The sequence below is a fragment of the Collinsella sp. LCP21S3_C7 genome (assembly GCF_052118485.1).
In the GTDB taxonomy this organism is placed as follows: Bacteria; Actinomycetota; Coriobacteriia; order Coriobacteriales; family Coriobacteriaceae; genus Collinsella.
Window position 1 is genome coordinate 18,047 of the sequence record NZ_JBQKHC010000019.1, and the last position, 23,305, is coordinate 41,351.

General features: G+C 56.2%; 16 protein-coding genes and 1 pseudogene. 2 read left to right on the top strand and 15 right to left on the bottom strand.

Features of this window, described 5'->3' with window-relative positions; all coding sequences use genetic code 11:
• Nucleotides 1–49 precede the first annotated feature (49 nt).
• The 13 genes from ACTQ1E_RS07325 to ACTQ1E_RS07385 all read right to left on the bottom strand — a co-directional run bounded on the left by ACTQ1E_RS07325 (nucleotide 50) and on the right by ACTQ1E_RS07385 (nucleotide 19,086).
• Nucleotides 50–715, bottom strand: coding sequence for a DUF4956 domain-containing protein (locus ACTQ1E_RS07325; RefSeq protein ID WP_427728733.1), 666 nt, complete (start codon nucleotides 713–715; stop codon nucleotides 50–52).
• Between the two features lie 3 nt (nucleotides 716–718).
• The gene (locus tag ACTQ1E_RS07330) at nucleotides 719–1,510 is read right to left on the bottom strand and encodes a polyphosphate polymerase domain-containing protein (RefSeq protein ID WP_441048824.1); all 792 of its coding nucleotides are present in this window, start codon (nucleotides 1,508–1,510) and stop codon (nucleotides 719–721) included.
• Entirely contained in the window at nucleotides 1,497–3,266 is a 1,770-nt protein-coding gene (locus tag ACTQ1E_RS07335) for a CotH kinase family protein (protein ID WP_441565581.1), read from the bottom strand. Before ACTQ1E_RS07335 ends, ACTQ1E_RS07330 begins: the two co-directional genes overlap by 14 nt.
• A complete protein-coding gene (pelG, locus tag ACTQ1E_RS07340; RefSeq protein WP_441565583.1) occupies nucleotides 3,256–4,800 on the bottom strand; it encodes an exopolysaccharide Pel transporter PelG in 1,545 nt (514 codons plus the stop codon). Before pelG ends, ACTQ1E_RS07335 begins: the two co-directional genes overlap by 11 nt.
• A gap of 3 nt (nucleotides 4,801–4,803) precedes the next feature.
• A complete protein-coding gene (gene pelF / locus ACTQ1E_RS07345) occupies nucleotides 4,804–6,231 on the bottom strand; it encodes a GT4 family glycosyltransferase PelF (protein WP_441565585.1) in 1,428 nt (475 codons plus the stop codon).
• Nucleotides 6,228–8,108 carry a DUF2194 domain-containing protein gene (locus ACTQ1E_RS07350; RefSeq protein ID WP_441565587.1) on the bottom strand — a complete coding sequence of 627 codons (1,881 nt, stop codon included), beginning with the start codon at nucleotides 8,106–8,108 and terminating at the stop codon, nucleotides 6,228–6,230. Before ACTQ1E_RS07350 ends, pelF begins: the two co-directional genes overlap by 4 nt.
• Nucleotides 8,105–9,010, bottom strand: coding sequence for a hypothetical protein (locus tag ACTQ1E_RS07355; protein ID WP_441565589.1), 906 nt, complete (start codon nucleotides 9,008–9,010; stop codon nucleotides 8,105–8,107). Before ACTQ1E_RS07355 ends, ACTQ1E_RS07350 begins: the two co-directional genes overlap by 4 nt.
• The gene (locus ACTQ1E_RS07360; RefSeq protein WP_441565591.1) at nucleotides 9,007–11,145 is read right to left on the bottom strand and encodes a DUF4118 domain-containing protein; all 2,139 of its coding nucleotides are present in this window, start codon (nucleotides 11,143–11,145) and stop codon (nucleotides 9,007–9,009) included. The genes ACTQ1E_RS07355 and ACTQ1E_RS07360 overlap by 4 nt, the downstream gene beginning before the upstream one ends.
• A gap of 294 nt (nucleotides 11,146–11,439) precedes the next feature.
• Nucleotides 11,440–12,258: a hypothetical protein gene (locus ACTQ1E_RS07365; protein WP_441565593.1), complete on the bottom strand. Its 819-nt coding sequence runs from the start codon at nucleotides 12,256–12,258 to the stop codon at nucleotides 11,440–11,442.
• 2 nt (nucleotides 12,259–12,260) lie between these two features.
• On the bottom strand, nucleotides 12,261–13,361 hold the full coding sequence (locus tag ACTQ1E_RS07370) for an AAA family ATPase (RefSeq protein ID WP_441565595.1): 1,101 nt from the start codon (nucleotides 13,359–13,361) through the stop codon (nucleotides 12,261–12,263).
• Nucleotides 13,362–15,303: 1,942 nt separating this feature from the next.
• A complete protein-coding gene (locus tag ACTQ1E_RS07375; protein WP_441565597.1) occupies nucleotides 15,304–16,245 on the bottom strand; it encodes a reverse transcriptase domain-containing protein in 942 nt (313 codons plus the stop codon).
• Complete coding sequence (locus ACTQ1E_RS07380; protein WP_441565599.1) at nucleotides 16,229–17,236, bottom strand: retron St85 family effector protein; 1,008 nt, start codon at nucleotides 17,234–17,236, stop codon at nucleotides 16,229–16,231. Before ACTQ1E_RS07380 ends, ACTQ1E_RS07375 begins: the two co-directional genes overlap by 17 nt.
• Nucleotides 17,237–17,676: 440 nt before the next feature.
• The gene (locus ACTQ1E_RS07385) at nucleotides 17,677–19,086 is read right to left on the bottom strand and encodes a hypothetical protein (RefSeq protein ID WP_441565601.1); all 1,410 of its coding nucleotides are present in this window, start codon (nucleotides 19,084–19,086) and stop codon (nucleotides 17,677–17,679) included.
• Between the two features lie 888 nt (nucleotides 19,087–19,974).
• Here ACTQ1E_RS07385 and ACTQ1E_RS07390 point away from each other — a divergent pair.
• Together ACTQ1E_RS07390 and ACTQ1E_RS07395 are read left to right on the top strand one after the other, a co-directional pair.
• Nucleotides 19,975–20,352 (top strand): annotated as a pseudogene (locus tag ACTQ1E_RS07390) (hypothetical protein); the annotation flags it as partial.
• A 433-nt stretch (nucleotides 20,353–20,785) separates the two neighbouring features.
• Nucleotides 20,786–21,229, top strand: a complete 444-nt coding sequence (locus tag ACTQ1E_RS07395) for an RICIN domain-containing protein (protein ID WP_441565607.1) — start codon at nucleotides 20,786–20,788, stop codon at nucleotides 21,227–21,229.
• Nucleotides 21,230–21,400: 171 nt separating this feature from the next.
• On the opposite strand, the gene ACTQ1E_RS07400 is transcribed toward ACTQ1E_RS07395, so the two are convergent.
• Together ACTQ1E_RS07400 and ACTQ1E_RS07405 are read right to left on the bottom strand one after the other, a co-directional pair.
• Nucleotides 21,401–22,228 carry an ATP-binding protein gene (locus ACTQ1E_RS07400; protein WP_441565603.1) on the bottom strand — a complete coding sequence of 276 codons (828 nt, stop codon included), beginning with the start codon at nucleotides 22,226–22,228 and terminating at the stop codon, nucleotides 21,401–21,403.
• Entirely contained in the window at nucleotides 22,225–23,172 is a 948-nt protein-coding gene (locus tag ACTQ1E_RS07405) for a DDE-type integrase/transposase/recombinase (protein WP_441565605.1), read from the bottom strand. The genes ACTQ1E_RS07400 and ACTQ1E_RS07405 overlap by 4 nt, the downstream gene beginning before the upstream one ends.
• Nucleotides 23,173–23,305 lie beyond the last annotated feature (133 nt).

Below are 23,305 nucleotides of genomic sequence, written 5' to 3' on the forward strand. Positions count from 1 at the left end.
AAACAAAAGCCCACGATGCGGATGTTTCCCCAATCTACTCGATAGGGTTCTAGCCGTGGTATTCGCCGTTGTATTGGATAAGCGTTAGGTCCTCCACGCCATCGAGGGCACGGATGGCGTCGGCATAGGGCATATCCACACCGTCAGAGAACACCTCGACGGCCATCTCGACCTTGTCGCCGCGCATGGTCTTGGACTTAACGGTGAACTTGGTGCGCCCAAACGCGCGCACGATATCGTCGCCAGTGGTCTGGCCCGTGTAGTGAATGACCATCATGTACACGCGCGACTTGTCCTGGCGGCTCGCAAAGCCGGCGATCATCAGCACGATCACTGCTGCCGTGAGCCCCACGAGTGCATACATGCCGGCTCCCGCCGTAATGCCCGTGGTAATGGACCAAAACAGATACAGCAGGTCGAGCGGGTCCTTGACCGCCGTACGGTAGCGGACGATGGACAGAGCACCGACCATACCGAGCGAGATGACCACGTTTGTCGAGATAGCGAGCGTGACCATGCAGGTGAGCACGCACATGCCCACGAGCGTCACGGCAAAGCTACGCGAATACACCACGCCGGTAAAAAAGCGCTTGTACACGTAATAGATCAGGATGCCCATGGCGAGCGCCACGAGCAGCGACAGGCCGATCTTGGCAGGGTCGACCTGACCAAACGCCTCCAAGACGGAGTTCTTAAAAAAGTCCCTGGTGCTCATGGTCTAAATATCCCCTCGGTTCTCAAAATCCGATTCCCAGTAGTTAAAACCGCGCAGGTAGGCGGTCTTTTCGTAACACAGGCAGTACTTGGAGACCGCCGTAAGCTCGGCCGCGCCCGGCGGCACCATATCGCGCACCAGCTGCGGACAAAACTCGGTAAACTTGACCTCCATCACCAGCTTGCCGGGCTCCAGCACGGGCAGCGCGGGCAAGGTCGCGTCAAAGATGTCAAAGCTACCCACCGCGGCACGCACGTTCATGTCAAACGTAATGCGCACGGTGCCCTCATCCATCACCCACGGCTCGCGCTCGTAGTCCACGATGGTCCGCGGGCGCATCATGTTGCAGATACACTCGATGTAGAACTCGCGGCAGAGTTGGTGCGGGCTCCTCAGCAAAAAGCCGTAGTCGCCAGCCAGGATCTGCTCAAACTCGCCGCGCGTGAGCGGCGCGTCCTCCTTGTAGATCCAGCTGCCGTACTTCTTTTTGCGCTCGAGCTTAATCACCCTGTCGCTGCCGTTATAGATGCGCACGCGATACTTTTTGCGCATGAGAATACCAGCGTCTTTTTCCTCGTAGGCCGAGTTGCAGTAGTCGTCAAAGTACAGGCTGCGAATGGTGTAACCACCCGAGCGCGCATGCTTGTCCAGTTTAAAAACCGGCGCCATGCGACAGGCAAGCGCGGAGTGCTCGCCCTCGTTAATGAGATATTTGAGCTCGTGGCGATAACGCTCCTGCGTGGCACGCGCAGGCGGGGCCGCCAGGCGCTCAAGCAACGCGCTAGCCCTCCTCATACGTGTCCTCCACGACCTTACCGCCGTCTTGCACGTAAAAGCACTTCATGCCGTACTGCTTGCCATCGTCGGTCACATAGCAGTCAAACGCATCTTGCGTATAGCCATCGGAGTTGGTGGCACGCACGCGTACAAAATACTGACCGGTATCGGGCGCTTCGCACGTCACCTCAGGCAGCAGCACGTCTTCGGCCTTAAAAAGCACGTCATTGATGGCGTAGTCGCGCGCAAGCTCCACGGTATAGCGAATATCGCGCGCCTCAAAGTCGTACGCGGCATCCCAGTTCACACGCAACTTGCCGTTTTCAATCTGCGGCACGCCAATGTAGAACGGCATGGGCTTTTTATAGCTTTCGCAATAGCTCTTGTAGTTCTCCTCGATCTCGGAGGGAATCGCCGCGGCGATCTGCTCGTATTGGTCCTTGGTGACAGGCAGATTGTCGATATCGGGCGAGGCAAAGACCAGGGATTCGGTAACCTCACGGTAGTGCTTGATCATCCTGGCCAGACGTTCCTCGGTCAAATACGAGCGCAAGTCCTTGACGGCACGGTCGAGTTCGCTGCGGAACGACTTACTGCGCAACGCGCGGTTAAACAGCACGTTGCCCCAGTAGTTGCTCACGCCGCGCTCCCAGTTCACAAAGTCCGAGAACCCCTTCAGGCTCAGCTCAAGCTTACGCAGCATGCTGTCGTTATCCCAAGCCAAAAAGTACCAGGTATTTGAGTTGAGCGGGCTGTACAGATAGCAGTTACGGCTCTGCGTATCGCAGTTGCCCGTCAGGATCTGAAACGCCAGCCAATAGACCAGATTCTCGGTATCAAAGTAGGTGTCGAGCACGTCATCGATCTTTTGCGATTCGTCGTTGAGCGCATCGAGCATCTCGATGAGCTTGGTATGGTCCGAGTCGCCCTTAATCTCGAGCATGCTCTCAAAAGCCACCTGGTTGTAATCGGGATCGTCGGCAAGCTTAATGATGTCCTCATAGCGACGGAACTCAAAGAAGTTCACCTTGTACAGGTGTCCATTCTTATCTAGGCCATGTGCCTTAAGCGCCGTCTTATTAAGCTGCTCTACCTGTGTAAACAGGCCGTAGTCCTCGAAGGTGTCGTTGGACTTTTCGGTCTGGTCGCACACCCACAGGTGCACAAACTGCGTGCGCAGGCCCATCATCTGGGGAATGCCGCGGATCAGATCGTAGGCCATCTTGTTACGGAAGCGCAAGCCCTCGCCCATGTGCTTGTTAAGCGCAATGGAACGCTGCTGACGCCAGGTACCCTTGCCCTTTTTGAGCTCCACCTTGTAATTTTTCTGACCATAACGGCTCGACGTCTGACCGCGCACCTGCACGGTAGCATTGGGCGCTTCCTCGCCATAGCCAACCTCGCCGGCAACTGGGCCGTCTTCGTCGCCCGCCTGAAAAAGGCCCATAACCTGATAGCGCGCCACGCCCATGTCAGCATAGTCGTACACCGAGTACGTGTTGATCTCGGCCCAGCTGTGGTCGGTGTTCTCGGAGCTGTTGCCGCGCGAGACCGTCAGGTACATGGTCACAATGCCCGAGTCGTCGTAGACCTCGTAGAGCTCGTCCTTGTCGCGCAGGTGCTTGACCTCATTCGAGGCCTCGGCCTTGTTAATCTTGCCCTGCTTTTTGACCTTTTTGGTCGAGGAGTCTTCCTGCACCGAGCAGCCCGAAAGCAACAGCGCACCGGTAGCCGCTTCAATCAGGCGACGGCGAGACATCATCCTATCGGTCATCAGAACCTCCCCAATGGTTGCGATACACACGGACCACCGTGCGTTCAAACGCGCCATGTGGCTCGCCCTTATGGCGGGCTTCCTCATAGCGCCGCTCGGCACGGTCGAGCAAGCGGCCCAGCTGTGTAAAGCGACCCGTCTTGTCGGTCGCCACCATGGGCTGCTGGCTCAGAATACGATACGGCAAGTTGGCAGTATAGGTATCGAGCCGCATCAGCGCCACGATAAAAAACACCGCCGCACCCAACAAAAAGCCAAAGCCGTAAAACTGCTGCGGCAAAAGCAGCGACACGGCAGTCGCCAGCCCCGCCACACCGGCAAACAGGCCCGAGGCCAGCACGGCCCCCTTGTAGTCGGTAAAGTACAGCAAGATAAGCATCACCGTATTGCCCACGGCATACAGGCCATAGCCCACGCACAGCGTGCGAAAATACCCGTGCATAAGACTGTTAAAGCCCAGTGGCAGGGCCGAGAGCACCGTGGTCTCGAGCGAAATGACCGCCGCCGTCACAAACAGCTGCTTGAGCGCGCAAAAGCGCAGTTCGCTGTTGAGCGTGGAGAGCATCTCCTCCTCGGCCACCACGATGTCGCCCACTACGCCGCCGTCGTTGAACAGGCTGTAGTAGTCGCGGTAGCGCGGATAAAAGTTGACCTCGACCGAGACCACAAAGTTGACGGTCGTGACCAGGATCGTCAAAAACGCGATGAGCGCCGGAACATCGTGGTAGGGCACGCCATAAAACAAGCCCTTGACCTGCACGCCAATGGGGCCGGCCCAAATAATTACCAGGTGCGCAAAGAGCCCCAGGTTGGTAAACAGGCCCGTGAGCGCCAGCGGCATAAACTGATCGAGCCAGCGCAAAAAGAGCCAGGGGCTGCGGTCGCTCTGCGGAAAATACCGGTACAGCAGCACCACGTCCCAGGCGAGCATGACGCCGTAGCCCAGGGCGATTGACGCCAGTAGGCCCTCGACCGGCGGCAGCCCCAGCGCCAGCGCGGCCAGGGCGCACAGGCACGCCACGCCAATGGCAGCCACAAAGCTGCACAGAATGCCACGGTAGTCCTTAATAGCGGTGAGGTAGTTCATGCCGTTCCAGTTGACGATCATAATGTTGAACAGCCACAGGCACAGCAGCCCCTGCAGCAGCGTAGCGCCCGAGAACAGCAAAAAGATGCCGTAGAGCACGGTGCCCGCAACGAGCATGATGGCGTTGGAGCCCCAAAACGAGGGCAGAATCTCTTCTTCGCGCTCGAGAAAGAGCATGTCGGCCAAAAAGCGCGTGACCGGCATGGAGAAAAAGCTGGTGAGCGTAAGCGACGCTAGCAGCGTATAGGTCACCATGCACACCAGCAAATCCTGGTTGGCGCGGCCCACACCCCACAAACCGCACAGCACCAAGATACCCACCTGGAGCAGCACGCCCAGCAGCATGGGGCCCGTGCACACAATGCCGGCGTAGCCGTAGGCGCGCATCGTGGCAAACAGACCCTTGCGTCTAAACAGGCGCTTAAGCTCAAAACCGATTCCGGCCACTGGCTACTCCCCCTCTCTGGACAGGTCAAACGCACGCGCCGTCTCGTCGTACAGCGCGCGATAGTTGGCGAGCATCTGCTCGTGCAAAAAGTACGTGGCAACGCGGCGCTGGCCGCGCTCCCCCATCTCGATACGGCGGGCGCGGCTTGCGCACATGCGCTCCATGGCATCGGCCAGACCTTTGCGATACATGGGCGGGCTCACGAATCCAGCCACGCCAAAGTCATCGCCCGGGGCGCCTTCGAGCAGCTCGCGGCAGCAGCCCACTTCGGTCGTCACACAGGGACGACGCGCGGCAAGCGACTCCAGCACGCTGAGCGGCTGGCCCTCGGAGATGCTCGTCAAAATGGTAAAATCCAGCTTTTCCATGTACTCGACCACGTTGACGCGGCCGGTAAAGATTAGGTCGCGCACGCCCAGGGTATCGACCAGCGCGTGGCACTCGGCACCGTACTCCTCGTCGTCCACGCCGCCCATGATATGCAGGCGCACCTTAGGGACGCGCTCGTGCAGCTCAAAGAAGGCATAGATCATGGTCTTGACGTCCTTGATGGGCGCCAGGCGCACCACCGCGCCAATGTCAACCCAGCCGTCATCAGGCTTTAAGGGAATGTCCTTAAAGCGGTCGAACTGAATGCCATTGGGGATGACCAGGCATTTGTCCGCATCGCAGCCCATATCGATCTGCGTCTTACGGGCGTTATGAAACAAACTGGTCACGCGGAAGGCGCGACGGTAGATCTCCTCCGAAAGCAGGTAGATAAAGCGAATCCAGCGGTCCTTAAACGACGGCACCACCCAGTCGGCGCGAATAATCTCCTCCTCGCGCTCGCGCGTGTAGATACCGTGCTCGGTGAGCAGCACCGGCGCATGATGAACGCTTGAGCCCAGGCAGGCGAGCAGGCCGCCGTAGCCGGTCGAGATGGCGTGGTACACATCGGCCACCGGCACCTCGCCGCCCAGCAGGTAGAGCACGGGCAGCAGCATGGAGCGCATGGTATGGAATGCGTCGGCAAAAGGCGTGTAGGGGTACTCGGCCAGGCACACGTCGCGAAAGATATCCATAAACGTTCGGCTCTGCAAAAACGAGAGCGGATGCACACGACGGCGGTGGAAGATATCGAACAGCACGTCCCAATCCGGATTGGAAAGCGACACCAGGCGGCGCAGCGCCTCGCGCTCGCGGTCGTTAAAGTCGGCCTCTTCCTGCTCGCCCGAAAGGCGCAGGGCGTCGTCCAGAAACACCTCGTGCACCTCGACCACGTTTTTGGGCAGCTCGTAGACAAACTTGCCGCGGTCGGCCGCATGCGCGCCAATCACCCACAGCACAAACTCATGCTCGGGCATGGCCTGTATATAGCCGTGCATCCAGGTGGACACGCCACCGTGCACATAGGGGTAGCAACCCTCGAGTACCAAGCAGATTCTCATTTGTCGCTACCCTCCTTGCGCGCAATGGTCACCGTCTTGTCCGTAGCTTTGACCAGGTACAGGTCGCCCATCAGATGCGTAATCTCGCCACCCGTGACTGCTCCCGGCTCGCCGTTATTGGCGCGAAACATGAGCCACGCCTCGTCGTGATAATTGCCCAGGTTGAGCGTCCAGGCATCCGCGCCTGTATTCACGCTCACCGTCACGGACGAAAAGCGCTGGATGGCGCCCGAGCATTCCGAGCCGGTCTGGCGACGCAGGTCGGGCGCAGACTTGGTAAGCCAGTCCAGGTAGTCGGTCAGGCCGCCCTTATAGATCTCCCAGCCTTGCCTGGCGCCACGATCGGGATCGAGCAGGTCGTCCGGGTGCATAAAGTGCGTACTCACATAGTGCATGTTGAGCTCGGACACGGCAGCCAGGCGCATATAGGAATCGTCGACCATGCCGCCCGAGACAATACGCGGCTGCTCCACGATGCCATCGCTCGCCACGCCAAACTCCTGCACGTACGGCAGGTCGGTGCCATCCTCAAAATACGTACTGGCGATGGTCTTAATGCGCGGCACATCCTCGCCAATAATCTTGCGAGCGCGGGCCGAAAGGATGTTTGACGGCGGCACGTAGACCGAACCGTGCGCGTTGGGTAGCACCTCGTCCTGAAAGGCGATAAGCTCGTTGAGCGATGCAACAAGCGTCTCCTTGTTCTTCCACGTCTTGTAGTCGTACAGCGTGCCATAGTCGGTGTCCCAGAGCGCCAGCGGCTGATGGTTGTAGCCGTGAAAGCCCAGCTCTCCGCCCATCTGCAGCAGCATGCCGCCAAAGTAGCGAAACTGCGTGGTATCGGCCTGGCGCGCGGGCTCGGTCTGATTGACCGCGTCCTCGTAGTTTTCGATCATCACACCGGTAAAGCGAATGCCGTATTTTTGCGCGAGCTTTTGCAGATCGGGCCACCAGACCTTGGCATAAAAGTCGGCGATGGAAAGCCCGTAGTCGCGCTTGATGTAGGTGCCGTCGCCCGAGGGCACGGGGCTGGGAAAGTCGTCCAGATAGAAGACGGCACTGTTGATGACCGGATAGGCCGTGGCATCGCCGAGCAGGCTGATCGCCGCGGCGTAAAACCCGCGCATGACCTTGTCGTAGACACCGATATTACATACCACGGTGCGTCCGCTACCGCAGTCATTGGACCAAATGAGCGGGGCGCCTGCATCGCCGGTCTTAGCCCACACACGCGCCGTCTCGCGCAGCGAAACCGAAAGCGACGAATCAAAGGGGTCCGAGAGCCCGTAGCGCTCTCCCCCGCCCAGCATAAAGTCCTCGCTCGGCACAATGCTTTCGGCTATTACATAGTCGTATCCGGCCGATTCAATACCAAGCTTGGGAGCAATCACCTGCAGATAGCTCGAATTATCCGGCGGCATGGCGAGCATAAGCGAACCGCCGGCACTCACCCAACTCATAATATCGGTCAGGTGCGTACCGAGCCCATCGAGCGACGGCATGAGCAAAATCACGCGATCGAAGGACGTCAGCGAGGGAATGGCATCCGCGCCGTCCAGGGCAAGGTCCACGTCGCGGTGCGCGATCTTCATGTCGAGCAGAATCTGGTCGAACTGCTCCTTTACGTCCTCGACGCCCGTCTGATCGGAATCGGTAATGACCAGGCACGTGGGCTTTTGACCAAATATTGCCGAGGAGGCCGGCACCGCATCGTTGGCGGCAAGCATCCCCAGCTTATGCTGGCCCGCACTGTACTGCACGCCGGCACGCTCCACCAGCAGCACGGCGGCCATGGCAATAAAGACCGCCCACACCACGAGCAGGCCCATCCAGCGAAAATGGCCCGCACGGTCGCGGATATGCTGCACCACGCTCATCGGGCCTCCTCCCCGTCGCGCCAAAAAGCCAGCTCCTCGCGGTTGGCGGCGCTCAAGTACACATGCTGTTTGTCGATCGCATCGATCACGCGGTGGACCTCGTCACCGTCGCGGCGCATCACGGCCAGGCGCAGGCAAAGCATCCAAACCTCCTGCTCCTCGGGCGCGTCGAGCACGAGCTGGTCGGTCACGGCCTGCGCCTCGTCGATCTGGTCGACATCGGCCAGCGCCGCGGCATACCGAATACGCAGCTCAAAGGTGTCCTCGCGCTCGCAGCGGCGCGCAAGCAGACGTGCGTACTGTTGACGCTGAATCTGAGCCACGCGCCCCTCAGCCAAACCCGAGTCTAAATACTCACCAAGAAAATCGCAGTATTCGTTGAGGTTTTGCGCGCTCGGGTCGGTCTTAAAGGCGCGCTCCAGCTGCTGCAGTTTAAGGTCGGACTCCTTGGAGATCTGCGCCACCGCCGTCGCGGCATAGTGCGCCACTTCAACGTCGTCGTTAAGCTTAGCCGCCTGCAGCTGCGCCAGATACGCATCGGGCTCCTCGGTAAGCATGGAGAGCATGAGGCGGCGCCGGTCTGCCGGGTCGTTGACGATGAGCGCCTCCTCGAGCGGGATCACGCCCGCATCGGCTTCACGGTCGTGCACCAAGATGCTGCGATGCAGCTCGTCGTTAATGCGCAGCGACTCTAGCGTGGCGTCCTTAAGGTCCGCGCCAAACACGGCGCTACGCGTGATAAGCAGCACCACCAGCAGCGGTCCCCACAACGGCACGAGTACCATCACGGCCAGCATATGCCCGCGCGCCGGCAGCAGGCCCAACTTCATAAGCGTCCACAACACCAGACAAACCAGCGCATGAATCAGCAGCAAGACGGCAGCAACGACAAGCGAGATCAAGCGACATCCCCCTCACCGTCACCGGTGTCAGCGATGTGCTGCAGAAGCGCCACGATGTCCTCGCCGTCGACGGGCTCCACCGCAATCCGCTTCGCGCTCAGGCGCTCGCGGATAATGGGCAGGTCGCACGGCTTTGCCTGGCGCATAAGCAGGTAAAGCACGTCACCGTCGACCAGGCCCGCCGCATCGCTCTCGCGGATTGCCGACCCAATTGCGCCCACCAGCTCGCCGACAGGCTCCATGCCCGGCACCACGCGCAGGAGCAAAAAGCTGCCCATCTTGCCATCCGACAGCGCCTGCTCGGCCGCGAGCTCTTGACCAAAGGCCGCCTGCTTGAGCACGCACGTGCCATCGACGCAGCGTTTATCCTGCGCCACCGCCTCATAGTCAAAGGCACGGCCCAGCGCGCTTTCGACCAGGCCGCACAAGATGCGGAACAGGTTTTGGTAATAGAGCGTCATTTGGTTCTCGGCCGCACGACGCACAAAAATCAACACGGCGGGCGCCCCGTCACGCTCGATTGTATATCCAAACATGGGAAGCCCCGGCGTCAGCTCGCGATTGACCCACAGGTTCGAACGACCCCCGCCGCCCAAAAGGGGTGCAAGTTGCTCAAGCGTGAGCGAGCGCGTGGCGTCTTCGGCAATCACGGGACTCGCCGCCACCAGACGTGCAAACGCCCCGCCCGAAACGTGGTAGATCGTCACCGAATTGTTTTCGAGAATCTCACCCATGAGCTCACAGCACTTGCGGTAGATGTCGCGCGGGTTGAGCACGTCGAGCTCTTGCGTCACGGCAAAGATCTTGCCAAAGCTATCGTGACGCCCCACAATCTGGCGCTTGTAGGTGCGCTTGTCCTCGATAGCATCGTGATAGAGCTGCGTGAGGAACGTATTGCGATTACGCACGAGCTCGTTTTGGTCGCGCTCCACCTTAATGGCCTCGTTGTTGCGCAGCTGCACGTAGCCGCATACGGCACCCACCACAAAGTACGCGATAAACGGCAGCCAGTTGGACGGCTCGTAAAAGAGGCCCTGGAAGGTATAGCCATACTGGGTAAAGTAGCTCACAGCCAACCCAACCGATGCCAGCAGCGCCGCAACCAGACCAAAGTCCAGGCCATACAGCGTGCCGATGAGCACGACGTAGAGCAGGCGATAATCGAGCACGTTGAGCTGGGCAGATTGCGAGAACAAATACTCCAGCACCTCGAACAGGACCCAGGCGACGCCCGTCTCCAGGCATTTAATAGGCAGCGTGTGCATCTGGATGCGGTCGATGGCGGCGCGCAAGGGGTTGACCTTCCCTGCGCGGCCAGCATCCCAGCGAGCATGAATGGTCGAAAGATCACGAAACGGGTCGTAGCGCTGAAACCAGCCATAGCGAACGCGAACGATGTCGCTGACGGGCAGGGCATAGCCGGCAGAATCGCCATAGGCAACTGAGAGCCCTGGGAACAGCGCCTTGAGGGCCTCGCCCACCTCACCTGACGTGTGATGGAAGGTATCGGCAACATCGAGCGTCTCAAAGGAGGCGTCCCAGCTGTCAAAGATGCGATGCACCAGCACCGCGAGTTCCTCGGCACACAGCAGCGGAAACGGCGCGTCCTCCGCGCCCTGCAAAGCGACCGATCCGGTTGAGCACGCGTCGAACAGCGGCACCAAAAACGGATCATCCAGCGCGGCAGACGCGGTATACAGGAACGGCACGCGCAGGATCTTGGTTTGAACGCCCTCGCGAGCAGCGTAGTAGCGGCACAGGTCGTTGGCTGCGCGCGCGATAATGCCCTTGCCCGTTCGCCCCGTGGTATCGGCGGCACCCGCGGCACCCGAGGGCCCCGCCACATACAGCAGCTGGACCCGGCGACCCGCGCACGCACGAAAGACCGAGCGCAGCAGCTCGATATCGCCCACGATATCGGTATGCGGGGTAAGGTAATTGGATAGGTAGACCACCCGGTCGAACTCGTAGGCCTGCTCCAAGTGCTGGATGAGCTCATTCCACGAGGCATGGGGCGACGATTCATCGCGGCGCGCTTCCGCGGCAGCGACGACCTTAACATGGTCCCCGGGGAACGCCTTGGCACAAAAGTCATCGTCAACATATGCGGTGTTGCCAACAACCAGCACCTCCATGGCGCACCCCTCCCCTTAATTCCACATTTGCCATAGTCAAACATGCGTATTGTACGCCGTCAACGCGAGCCAGATACAGTTTTAAGGCTGTATTAAGAACTTTTTTAGAGGATGTGGGGACATCGAGGGTGCTAAATAAGCGCTCAATCGGAGGTGCGGCGAAAATCCGATATCCGCCGACCGAACTCCTGTTTTAGACTTCGGCGACCTGCGGTTTTGTTGCAAAAAACGGGTCGCGCTCGGCGAGTTTCTATTTTTCCCGCACTTCCAGAAATAAATGGCGAAGGGGACTCTTTAGAACAAACGAATACCCAAACCCCTCTTAATCGCCTTGTTCAAAACGTCGTTAAGCCGCTTAGGCCAATTCGCAATAAAGAAAAGGCAGGTGCAGCATGCGCAAAATGAATCATTGTTCAGACGACCAATCTCATTGAGCAAAAGTTTAGAATGATTGATGTCCGCCACAGTCGCAGCTAAGTCAGCCATGCACTCGTTTGCATTTTGCGTCGCCTGTTCATTAGTTAACCATAGCGACCTCAGGGCATGAACGGCAATAATGCAAGCAAATGTATAGCCATCTATACGCCCAATATCCGCAAGCGAATCTCCCCTCCTGGCAACCCAGTCCTTGTAAGATCGCTGACCAAAAATAACATCTGAAGGAATAAGGGCATCATCCAGAGAGAAAAACTTCAAGGGATCAAAATCACGATATGCTTCAACCGATGGATAGCTTAGATATAGCTGACCCATATCAGTGCTATCGCAGTAATAGTCTTGCATTAGCTCAAGCCGCTTAAAATCGAGCCGATTATCCTGAGGATCTAAGTCAAATATGAGCAAGGTGTCAGTAAAACTGGATTCGAGAAGCCGAGCCGCAGCATCTTTGTCTGAAAGAAGCTCGGCAACAAAGGGCTTAAGATCAACGGCCTCAAAATCGCAATCGTATTCTTGAAAGAGCTTATTTAGAAAGGCGTGAACGTTGATCTCGACTGGAGCAATTTGATGAGTGTCCGCAAGGCCAAATGATTCAAACATGCGCTCCATCAGCTGAGGCTCTCGTTTAGCACCTTCGACAATGAGCAGGACGTTCTTTTCGGACGCATTGTTCATGGCTAATCAAACTCTCCGGCTCGGAGAAGCTTCTCAATATTGTTGCCAAGCCTCAATTCACGATCGGTAGAATCGGCCAAGGTTCGAATGCCCTCTTTTGCAGAAATTTGATAAACGCAGTCGGGCCTCATTACGCCATTCTTAACAAGCGAAGTATTGTGGGTTGAGCACAATATCTGACACGATGCCTTTGAAGCAAAGAGCTTCAAAAGGCTCTCTGCCATCTCAAAGTGACAAAAAGCGTCAAACTCATCAATGAACAAAAAGCTGGCCGACTCGTTAAGTTCAAGCTCAGAGAACAACTTAACCAGAGTTCTTGTACCGCTAGAGCATGCCTCGACAAACGGGATGTATCGCATGGGATGATTGAAATACAGAACAGGCGAGCCGTCGGACTCTTTAATAACGATCAGGGACTCATCGACTCCAAAATTACGAATAAATGACTCAAATTCCGCAACTTTGTTCTCGCGTATGATTTTGTCGATTACCTTTCTTGTTTCAAACCCTTTTAATCGAAAAACGTCCATGCGAATCAGCCTCATGCGCGAAACAAATTGACGCAGCTCCGCCAAGACGCCTAAAACATTAGTTGGAAGACTGCTCGTAATGTATGAAAGAAGGCTCAAAGAGGTATCAGAGAATTCGAAATTAATGCCAGCTGCACCGATTCGTTCAAGGTGGTTCTCTTCGAAAACGCCGCGTGCGTTATTGAATTCGAAAATTCGTTCCCCATCAATCAATAGGGTCTCGTGAAGCCAAGTAGTCGGTGAAGTCTTCTCATAGCAGTAATTGATTTCGCGACCGTCAAATTCAAAGACATAGGTGAACTGTGCCGTACCTCGCCCGCAGTCAGCATTCAAAAACAGACGATCATCCTGGTCAAAATAATCGAATGCCTTTGGAAAGCCAAGCGTAATGTCAAATAAAGCTGAACCGAAATTCGATTTACCAGACGCATTTCTGCCGATCAAAAGTGCGGTTTTCACGGTTCCGTTTTTAACGTTATTTTCTGCAAACTGGTAATCACGAGAAGCTGCAAAATTAAACGAAACCGGAGTCGAAAAATTCCTATAGCCATCAACAGTAAAACGCTTAAGCATGAGAGTCTCCTATCTCTTGCCGTAATTATATTACGGCAAGAGATAGGAGACCTACATCAATTACGCCACTACGGGAAAAGTCATGCAACCAAAGCCAATCTGAACTATGAAAACATACTGCAAGAGCCGCTCAAACCAGAAGTATGCGGCAAATTCTAGACATGCCGACCTCACTGGATAGCGGAAACCCTTCTACCTGCGATTTTATTGCAAAAAATCGGGTTTTGCTCGGAGGTTCCCGTTTTTTTCCCAGCATCTCCGAAATAATGACTTCGCATCAGGGTTCTATCAACAAAGACGGCATCCACGACAACATCCAGTTGTGGCGGAAACATCAAAGGGCCGTTGCCGGAAAACCGAACAACGACCCTTTTTGGTCATCGCCTCACGTAGAGCACACGACGACTGTATCACTGAGAACATCATACCCTAACGCCTATCAACCCAATAGAGCGCTAATCAGGAACGATCAGGAATGCAGATGTCCGCTCCCCAAATCTCCACCTAAATAAAACTAGGGGATGCCCTCCGTTAGGAAGGAACCCCCTTGCAAAACGATGGCCTATAGCAAGCCTTCGTTTTTCATTAAAGACATCATAGCGCAGCATCACTATTTCGAAGAGCGGTTGGACACAAATAGATTGAGAACATTAATCGCCGCAAGCCCGCCTACAAGAGAACAGGCAACGGTTGTTCTATCCAAACAGCCCAATATGATGGCGCCGGCTATCAACGTAAGATTAAAAAGTATCGTTCCATATTGCGCTCAGGGAATCTGCTCGGCAACAACCCAATTCATGACGTCAAGTCGAGCCGACTCTGCCCTCTACTGGTTTGCGATCGCGACATAAGTCATGCATCAAAACGGTAATCTGCCAAACAGGGCCATGCCCCCGGACGCCAGGCCGGTTCGCTACGGATCAGGCGCTACACCAACTTTCTCGACACTACCTTACCGATCGGTACAATCTCGCCTTCCTCGCTCAAATCACCAACGAAAGAGCCTCCGCATCATCAAAGCGATTAATTCACTTAGCCAGAATCTCGCAATCAGAAAGGATGACCTCGATGAACTCCACGTCCCTTTTATCCTGCTTCATAGAGACGCACTTCAACCTATTCAATGACTTTGCGAGACGCAGGGCGCATGTGCTCAGGCGGGCTAGCGACAATCTCGACATCTCATCCGAGCTCTTCCTCGATCTCAAGGCAGAGTCCACATAGCGTGCAAAAAATCATTGCTTCGCCGCAGACTAGACACAAATCGATATTGCTATCTGGCGTTCGCTCGTCACGGGCGAGCAAACGCCAGATAGGCATGCTTCACGGACGTCTTAACGAAACAGCATGCGGGAAACGGCAACGGATATCGACAGGGGCAATCATGGCTCAACTCAACTTTCCGAATATATTGAAGAAAATCGCCATGCGCCTGTTCCACGGCCCGATGGTTAGTCGAGTCGATGTGATCAACGAAAAATGCTGAGACTTTATTGTGGCAGAACCCCAATCTTTAAGTTTCAGAAGCTATCGATAGTCACTTCCAGTTTCTTTTCGAAGGGATTTCAGAGTTTTATCCTTCCTAGCCTTACGCCCATCAGAATTTCTAAGTGTGCCTGTTGGAAGGTCATGCTTCTTCTCGTAAGTACCAACCGTACAATCGCTTCTTGTTTTCCTGACTTTGCCAAACATATCTTTCCTCCTTAATTGGACGTAATTATAGCCGTGAAACAAACCGGCAGCGAGCAACCTACCGTGCAGCATCGACATAATCAGGGCATGCAGCGACAACAGAACGTCCGAATTCATAGCGAGACAGGTTCCCGAGGGGAAAATGCAAGCGCAAGGAGAAGCTATGCCCATGAAGCCTCTCTCGATGGAGACGAGAGAAGATAGCGCGGATTGGCAGCCATTGGAACGTCTTTCGCGACGCCGCCATCCATCACCCATAGGCGAGCTCCATCAGAGCAGGCATAACGCCTCCGCTGGACACAGCCTTACCATAGCTCGCGTACTTGGCTAAAAGTGCATTGCAATAATCCGGTTCAACCTGTTTGCAAAAGCTCAGGTGGCCTAAAACGCGATGGGCGTGATTACGATCGCACTCGTGCATAAGCACCTGGTATAAGGAGCGTTTTAGCTCTGCTTTTCTTTGAGGCCCCAGTCGAAGGACGCCATCGCAGTCGAGATAGATGCCCGTGATTTTACGTAGGTGCCCTCGTCCAAAACAGCGAGTTTTGTCCTTATTCAGATTAAAACCCTTTTGCTTTAGGCGGTCATCGACAATAGCTAAAATCTCCGCAGAGTCTATCCATTCAGTTGATGAAATGCAGATATCGTCAGAGTATCGCGAGTAGACGAATCTTTCGCCTAGTCTAGCTGCAATCTCATGGTCAAACGAAGCCATTATGCGATTGGCAATAAAGGGCGAACACGGAGAACCCGTTGCAAGAGAACCCCGATAACATGATAAAGCTACGAGAAGATCGACATCGTCTGCAGTAAGACGCGAGCGAGATTCAGCGTTTGTCGACCGATACGTTCCCCCTGAAAACAAATTCCTGACCATTTGCTGAGTGCAGGACTCAAAGAAATGGCAAATATCAAGCAGAAGAAAATGACTGCTCTTAGCATGGAGCCCGGCATTACGGCAGACGCTTGAGCCCTTTTCGTAAGCTGTAGCGTAAGGAAGATCTATATCAAACTCCGTATTTATATAATCCGAAATCCAACATTGGACGAGCTTCAAGTCTGGTTGAGGCGCAACGATCTTTCTCCCACCGGCAGAAAAACAGTGATACTTATCTGTCGTTGAGCTCGCAAGGTCCAGTAGCTGGTGATTTGTCATTCCAAGATCGAAGCAAATTCTATCCGCAATAGACACCGGCAACGCCTCCATACCCCATTGATCTCTTACGAAGGATTACCCGCGCCCTCATGTTTGAGAAATCTTGGTCTTCGCTTCCCTTAAACATGAAATAGGAATCGAGGTGTATCGTGCTTTTAATCAGATAATCCGGACCCCTATTGCATCTCACTTTAGAAACAAGACCGGTGGCTCTCATCATGCAGCAAACATCCGACCAAGATATCGGAACACCAGCGTTTTTCATATCCGCATTTAAAATAGGCGAGTATATTTTGAGCTTACTGGCACGGAAGCCTTTGGCTGCACAGTATATCGTTCGCAAATCGGTCTCTGACATGGGGCCCAATATTTGAAGCAAATCAAGTAACTCGTGGACGAGCGAGCCCACGTTAATCTCGGACTCGTCTCGATTGATCATCTTTCTAGCGGCCTTTAAGCCAGCCTTGCCCCGCTTAGTAGCATTAACACCAATAAGGGGTCTTAGTTCAGAAACAAAGCGGCACAAGTCAGGCGAAGACATTGGGTTATTTAAGTCTAAGTAAAAGACTTTGTTAAGCGAAGAGTCGCCCGTGGCTATTTCTCTCACTGGCCCATCAATCAAGAAGCTCCGAGAGCCTTTATATTGCTTTCCAACAGCAACAGAGGTAATCCAAGCGGCATGAGGCAAAGCAGAGAAAGCACCCAACTCGCAAAAAGATCCACAGCTCTCTGCAAAAATCAATATCCAGTCCGATATATCGGCAAGCATGGCCTCTTGCTGAAGTAAATTAAGTCTCGAACCGTCCATTTCCGCCGCTACGTCTTCGGCAGCAAGACAAAAAACGTTTTTTAAAGCCTTGGTATGATTGTTGGACACATAAGCTCTAAAGAAACGTCGAGAGGAATACAGGCTCTGGTCACCGCCGCATGGAAAGATAAACAAGGGCAGATTATTAACGTCACGATTAACTCTCAGATGATTTCTCAGGATATTCAAATCAGTTTTACTGATACAGTCGCAGAGCATTGCACCTCGATTCCAATAAGGACAAGGCCGCACAGTCCGTGCATATGGTCATTCCGTAGGCACGGGTTCGGGTCCGTGGCTATGGAATGACCATATGCACGGACCCGAATTGGTAAAAACGTCTCAGTCCATCTTTAACAGAGGACTCGCTCCAGTCGGGGCAATCAATGACTAGCTGCGACCTTGTCCTCAGTAACTTTACCATCAATATGCGTCTTAGGCTGGATATTGGCCGTCTTTAAAAACCATGACAGACAAATGCACTCGCTCTTGGCTATATTTGTCGTCACCGCAAATAACGACAGTCCTAAACCAAACCCGAATCAAACATCAGCAGAGCCGCAACGTTGCACCAAGTTCCATCATCAAGTGAACGTCATATTAATGCGCCCTGTCCACAAAAGCAATATCAATATTTGCAAAAAGCGGAGTTAAATTCCCTAGCCAACAACAGTCCATTCGTTACCCGCAGCACTCGGGATCATAGAGGTATCGCCGTTGCACACGATAGTCGCCGAAGCGCCGGGCACATACTTGGCCTCAAGAACGGAAACACCTTGCTCCTTAAGCCTTGAGGTCGTCTCGGTTATCTGAGTTTTATTCACATCATTTTTGCTGACCAGCTTAACGCCATTGGCATCATTTCCATTCAGGCAGGATACAACCGTATTGTAATCGGACCAATAACAGCACTCTCCAGAAAGCCATCCAAGCTCAGTGGCGCATATCGATCCCGTCGCAGAAACCGTCTTTGGAAGCAACCCATAGCGCTGCCTTTCCTCAAATTCCAGAACATCGCAAAATACGCGATTAGCATCAAGCAATCTCGTTCCACAATAGTCCCCGTAAAATGGCGCAAAGTGGTTGCGGATAGTCCGCGACAACGTCAAGTAGTCGTAGGTGTAATAGCCCATGAAAATTCGCAGACCGTCTCCCCCGGCTCCCTCAGCAGAACGGGCGAATTCAACAAGAAACTGGTCCCACATGCGCTCAATATAGGGAATTGAGAGTTTAACGCTATCCATATCAGACAAAGGAGCATCGCTCGTCTGCTGCATTATTCCAGTGGTTTTTGCCAAATGGAAATGAGCTGCCATGCGCTCGATCGTTCGGATAAACTCGGGCCGATTCCCGTCCTCAATCGCCATAATTGCAAAGAAAACACTTCTCAACAGAAGATCACTTGAAAATCGCTGAGGTAAGAGATCGCCATATTCGCGCTCGTATGAGAAGAGCCTGGCCTCACCCGTATCGATTGAAGAGTAACCAAATACGGAGTCCGAAGGAACGACATATGATGGAGCGGCATTTGAGTACACACGGCTACACTTAATTTGATAACGCTTAAAAAAGGTTGAAATCCAAAAGGTCACAACACCAAATAATGCCAGCTCAAACTCAAAGGCAATACTCGAAGTATCAAGCACATCTAGCCCCTGGCCTCCGAGATAGCCATCGATAACAAAGTGATCAAATGCGACGGACAGCAAAAGAGACATGAACGCCTCGAATGAGAAAGGAAGAGTCCGGTACCGCAATTTACCCCCTGCATGCTTGATTACCCCAAGAAACAACCAATAGAAAAGGGTAGGCATGTATCGCAGCGAAGGACCTGGAACTGAAAACGCATCGCAAATCGCAGCCATAAAAAACACCGGGAGCTGGCAACAAATTGTTGGAGCGAGAATTCGGTAGGCAACGTTTAACCTGCCCGACTCATCGGAGGGATACAGTTCTTCGACGGTGTATTGCCCTCCAATCGCCAAGGGCCCAGCAAAGCGGACAAGCTGAACGCTCGACAAACCGGTAAAGACATAAAAGACAATCCAAAGAATAGTGACCGATTCCACCTGTAAACAATCTCCTCAAGTCATACGCTTGCGATTAATTGTAGATAGACAGAATTGAACAGGAAGCAACATTATTTGAAACTGTTGTTTTACGCGCCCCGGATCAACCGACATTCCCCAGAAAGTTCGCTGATGTTGACTGTTGTTCCCGTAAAATAAACCGCAACAAAATATGTGCGGAGTGCTGGCCTGGAGCTACCTTAGAACCCTATTGGCTGCTCACCGAGAGGCTCCGCTATGAAACGACCCCTTTACTACCTGCTCTGCGCGATCGCGTGCACGTCCATGGTCAGCGCGACGATGCCCATGGTAGCCATTGCGGAAGCCATCCAGCCTCCGGCAACAGCCGAACAGCAAGCGCATGCCGACACCACGAGCAGCGACACAGGCAAGGCTGAAGACGGCGCCAGCACAAATGCGACAGTAGATACCGTTGAGGACAGCACCGCAACATCCACCGGTGCCAGCGCAGCCAAAACGGAAAGCGCCGACGGCACCGCCGCTGCAACAGGCACCACCGCCGCAACCTTCACCCCCACCCCATCCCTCCGCGCCCAAAACAACGGCACGCCCGAGGCGATCTCAGTCGCGGCGGAAACCACCTACGCCCACTCCGCCACGGCAAGCCAAAACGGCGTCACCTTCACCGTCTCGTGGAACAACGCCCCCGCGGGCACCGCGACGACCTTCCACGTAACCCAGACCAACGGCTCGCCCCAGGCCAAGGCGCGCATGGACGTGCCCACCTATTGGGACGGCGGCAGCCAGGAAAGCGTCTGCGACCCGTCGCGCCAGGCATGGGCCGGCTACCACAGCCTGGGCACCGCGGGCCACGACTTTACCTTTGACTTCACGGCGTCGGGCACGTACCGCATCTACTTCTACTTTATGGACAACGACAGAAACGACCCCCAAAACGACAAGGGGATCTACTACCTGCGCACCACGCCGGAGGTGACCGTAATCGACGCCGCCCGCCCAAGCGTCACGCAGATCGTCAACAACGCCGTGGCCCAGTGCAGGCAACAGACAAACGGCTCGGAATACGACATGGCTCTGTGGCTCCACGACTGGACGCTCGACCAGCTGGAGTACGACCACAGCCTCAACTGGTGCTCGGCCGAAAGCGGCCTCACGCGCCACCAGGGCACCTGCGAGAGCTACCAGCGCATCTACTCCAAGCTCCTTGACGCCGCGGGCATCGCCAACGGACGCATCACCGGCAACGGCCACACCTGGAACGCCGTGAAGATCGACGGCAAATGGTGCCAGATGGATCTAACCTGGGACGACACCAGCGACAACTGGTACGGAGACCTGGACCAGCGCCATCTGTACTTTGGCCTGACCGACGAGCTCATGGCAATCGCTCACTCCGATCACACGGCAAACTACCAAAAGGGCGACTACGCCTACCGCTCGACCGACCTGTCCAACAATTACTTTGCTCGAAATGGCAAAGCCGATGAATGGGCAGAGAAGTATGCCGATCGCATTCAGCAGCACCTGGATGCCAAAGAAGAGAGCTTTTCAATCGACGCCGACAACCAGTCCTTCCCGCCGAGTATCTCGGGGATTCAGAATGGGATTGTTGCTTATGCGATGAATCAGAGGGAGTGGAAGTCTGGTGGCGCAAAAGTTGAGCTTGCCGCAACATCGAACGTCACAATAATAGACGTCTATCATTGGGCCGTTAGTTATGAGTTTAAGGCTTCTCATCAACGGCCGGCTCATTCTGCGCCCCTCGCCGACGGCGACTACAGGCTCCTCTCGCCCGACGGGTCGCTCGGCGTCGGGGCCGGTCCGGCCGCCGCGGAGTCCGTCGCGCTCGAGCGCGCTCTCGTTCGAGCGCGACGCGGGGAGCGGCTCGTACACGATAACCGACAAGTCGAGCGGGAAGGCGCTCACGGCCCGCGCGCTCGAGCTCAACGGCCCGGTCACCATGGAGGAGCCCGACGGATCGGCCGCCCAGCAGTGGGACGTCACGGCCAACGGGGACGGCACCCTCAGGATCCAGCCGGCATCGGACCACTCGCTCACCGCGGACATGTGCGGCGCGTGGTCGTGGGGCAGCAGGATGCTGCTTTGGTCGTGCGGCCGGGGCGAGAACCAGAGGTTCGTCGCGGTGGCGGAAAAGAGATAATTCCTCTTCAAAAGGGAAAGAACAAAATCAAGCTTTCCGCACTTGCAAGCCCACCCCAAAACAATGTTAGCGTCGGATTATTTTAGCCAAATATAGTCGGCCGAGATTGACCAATCCCGGCCGACCCATTTTAGCCAACACGCCCGCATCTATGACTTTCCTATCGCATTCCTACATCCCCTCGGGCTGGATCCCCCTCACCTTCACCGCCTGGGGGACGGCCTCCACCGAGTAGGTGTCAAGCCCCCTGCCGCGGTAGCTCGGGCCCCGCATCACGAACACCGACGCCTTGTCGAACAGCCTGTCGAGGGCGCAGAGGAGCGTGTCGTCGCCCGTGAAGAACTCATCCCACCCGCTCGGGGCGATGTTACTCGTAAGGACCATCGCGTTCGGCCCCTCCTTCTCGTAGCGCCTGTCGACGACATCGAAGAACAGGTCGGTGCACGGCCTGTCGTAGACGCATCTTCCCACCTCGTCAACGATGAGGCACGACGGCTTGACGAGCGAGGAGACGACCCGCGAGGTGTTTCCCCGCTGGACGGCCTTCTGGAACCTGTCCCTGAGCTCGGTCGACTTTATGTAGTAGGTCTTGAGCCCCCGCATGCAGCACTCGCGCCCGTAGGCCTGCGCGAGGTGCGTCTTCCCTATGCCGCCGGGCCCGACGAAGGCGACGTTGCGGTGCGCGTAGAGGTCGGCCAGCGACGGGAGCTTGCCCAGCGCGGCCGCGTCCCGGCCCTGGATCCTGGAGAAGTCGAAACCCTCGAAGGTCTTGGGCTCGCGCCTGGGCAGCCTGCTCAGTCTCGGCAGCGTCTCGATGGAGGCGAGCCTCCTCTTCTCCGCAAGGTAGGAGAAGGTGGCTGCCACGGCGGCCATCTCCCCGTCGCCGAGGTCGAGGTCCGAGGCGAGGGCCGCGAGCTCCTCCGCCCCGACGGCGATCCCGAGCCTCGACGCGGCGTCGCTCGCGAGCTCGTAGGGGCTCGCCCCCGCGCCCGCCATCATTCGGCCCTCCCGAAGTCGAACCTCTCGAAACCGGGTTTCGTCCTGGGCGGGGCGATTTGCTCGACCACGGTCCCCACCGGCTGGGTCGGTAGCTCCTCGGGCTGCGCCGGCGATGTCTCCCACTGCCCCTCGCACCAGCTGTCGGCGCCGGCGCCGACGGCGTGGGCGACGAGCTCGCGGGAGAGGTCGTCGCTGTATATGTGCACCACGCGCCCCTCCCGGTTCACCCTGCACTCGCGGCGGACGTACCAGTAGGGCACGCCGTAGCGGTGCCCCTCGAAGCTCACGAAGCCGTCGAAGGAGATCTTCCGGCGCGGGCACAGGTACCGCTCGACCTCGGCCGTGACCTCGAGCGGCCTGGTGTTTGATGAGCACGCCGCCTCGTGCTCGCGCATCGGGACGCATGCCGCCGCGCGCCGCCAGCGGCCTCCCTGCTCGGCGCACCAGAGGGCGGCCTCCCGGTTGAGGGCGTCAAGGTCGGTGAAGGACCTTCCCGCGAGGAAGTTCCCCTTCACGAAGCGGACGAGTCTCTCCACCTTGCCCTTCGTATAGGGGTGGCGCGGCCTGCACAACCTGGTGCGGAAGCCGACGACGCCCATGAACTCGGCGTAGTCGGCCTGCCAGACAGGCCGGCCGTCGGCATCGCGGCGGACGACCACGCTCTTCATGTTGTCGGTGAGCACGGTCGCGGGCACGCCCAGCGCCGAGAACGCGTGCAACATCCCGATGAGGAGGTTCTCCTGGCGCGCGTTCGGGAAGAACTCGACGTGGGCGCTCCCGCAATGGTGGCAGACCATGGCGAAGCAGGCGATCCGCGCCCGCTCCCCGCCGGGGCGCTCGACCGCGACGAAGCCCCAGTCCATCTGGTAGGCCTCTCCGGGCGCCGTCCTGAAGCGCTGGCCGCGGCAGCCCTGCGGGGCCGCCTGCCGCCTCTTCGCGGGCACGAGGTCCCGGTGCGCAGCGATGTGTTGATGTTCACTAAGAAGTGGTCCGAGTGATCACTGGGAAATGAGCACCGTGAGCACGAAAAATTGAGCAGTTTAAGCAAGAGGGCCGCGCCCCGGGGACCGGGGGCGC

Coding starts and splice junctions, on each gene's coding strand:
- ACTQ1E_RS07325 (WP_427728733.1), bottom strand. CDS start 715: ATGAGCACCAGGGACTTTTTTAAGAACTCCGTCTTGGAGGCGTTTGGT.
- ACTQ1E_RS07330 (WP_441048824.1), bottom strand. CDS start 1,510: ATGAGGAGGGCTAGCGCGTTGCTTGAGCGCCTGGCGGCCCCGCCTGCG.
- ACTQ1E_RS07335 (WP_441565581.1), bottom strand. CDS start 3,266: ATGACCGATAGGATGATGTCTCGCCGTCGCCTGATTGAAGCGGCTACC.
- pelF (WP_441565585.1), bottom strand. CDS start 6,231: ATGAGAATCTGCTTGGTACTCGAGGGTTGCTACCCCTATGTGCACGGT.
- ACTQ1E_RS07350 (WP_441565587.1), bottom strand. CDS start 8,108: ATGAGCGTGGTGCAGCATATCCGCGACCGTGCGGGCCATTTTCGCTGG.
- ACTQ1E_RS07360 (WP_441565591.1), bottom strand. CDS start 11,145: ATGGAGGTGCTGGTTGTTGGCAACACCGCATATGTTGACGATGACTTT.
- ACTQ1E_RS07365 (WP_441565593.1), bottom strand. CDS start 12,258: ATGAACAATGCGTCCGAAAAGAACGTCCTGCTCATTGTCGAAGGTGCT.
- ACTQ1E_RS07370 (WP_441565595.1), bottom strand. CDS start 13,361: ATGCTTAAGCGTTTTACTGTTGATGGCTATAGGAATTTTTCGACTCCG.
- ACTQ1E_RS07380 (WP_441565599.1), bottom strand. CDS start 17,236: ATGCTCTGCGACTGTATCAGTAAAACTGATTTGAATATCCTGAGAAAT.
- ACTQ1E_RS07395 (WP_441565607.1), top strand. CDS start 20,786: ATGAGTTTAAGGCTTCTCATCAACGGCCGGCTCATTCTGCGCCCCTCG.
- ACTQ1E_RS07400 (WP_441565603.1), bottom strand. CDS start 22,228: ATGATGGCGGGCGCGGGGGCGAGCCCCTACGAGCTCGCGAGCGACGCC.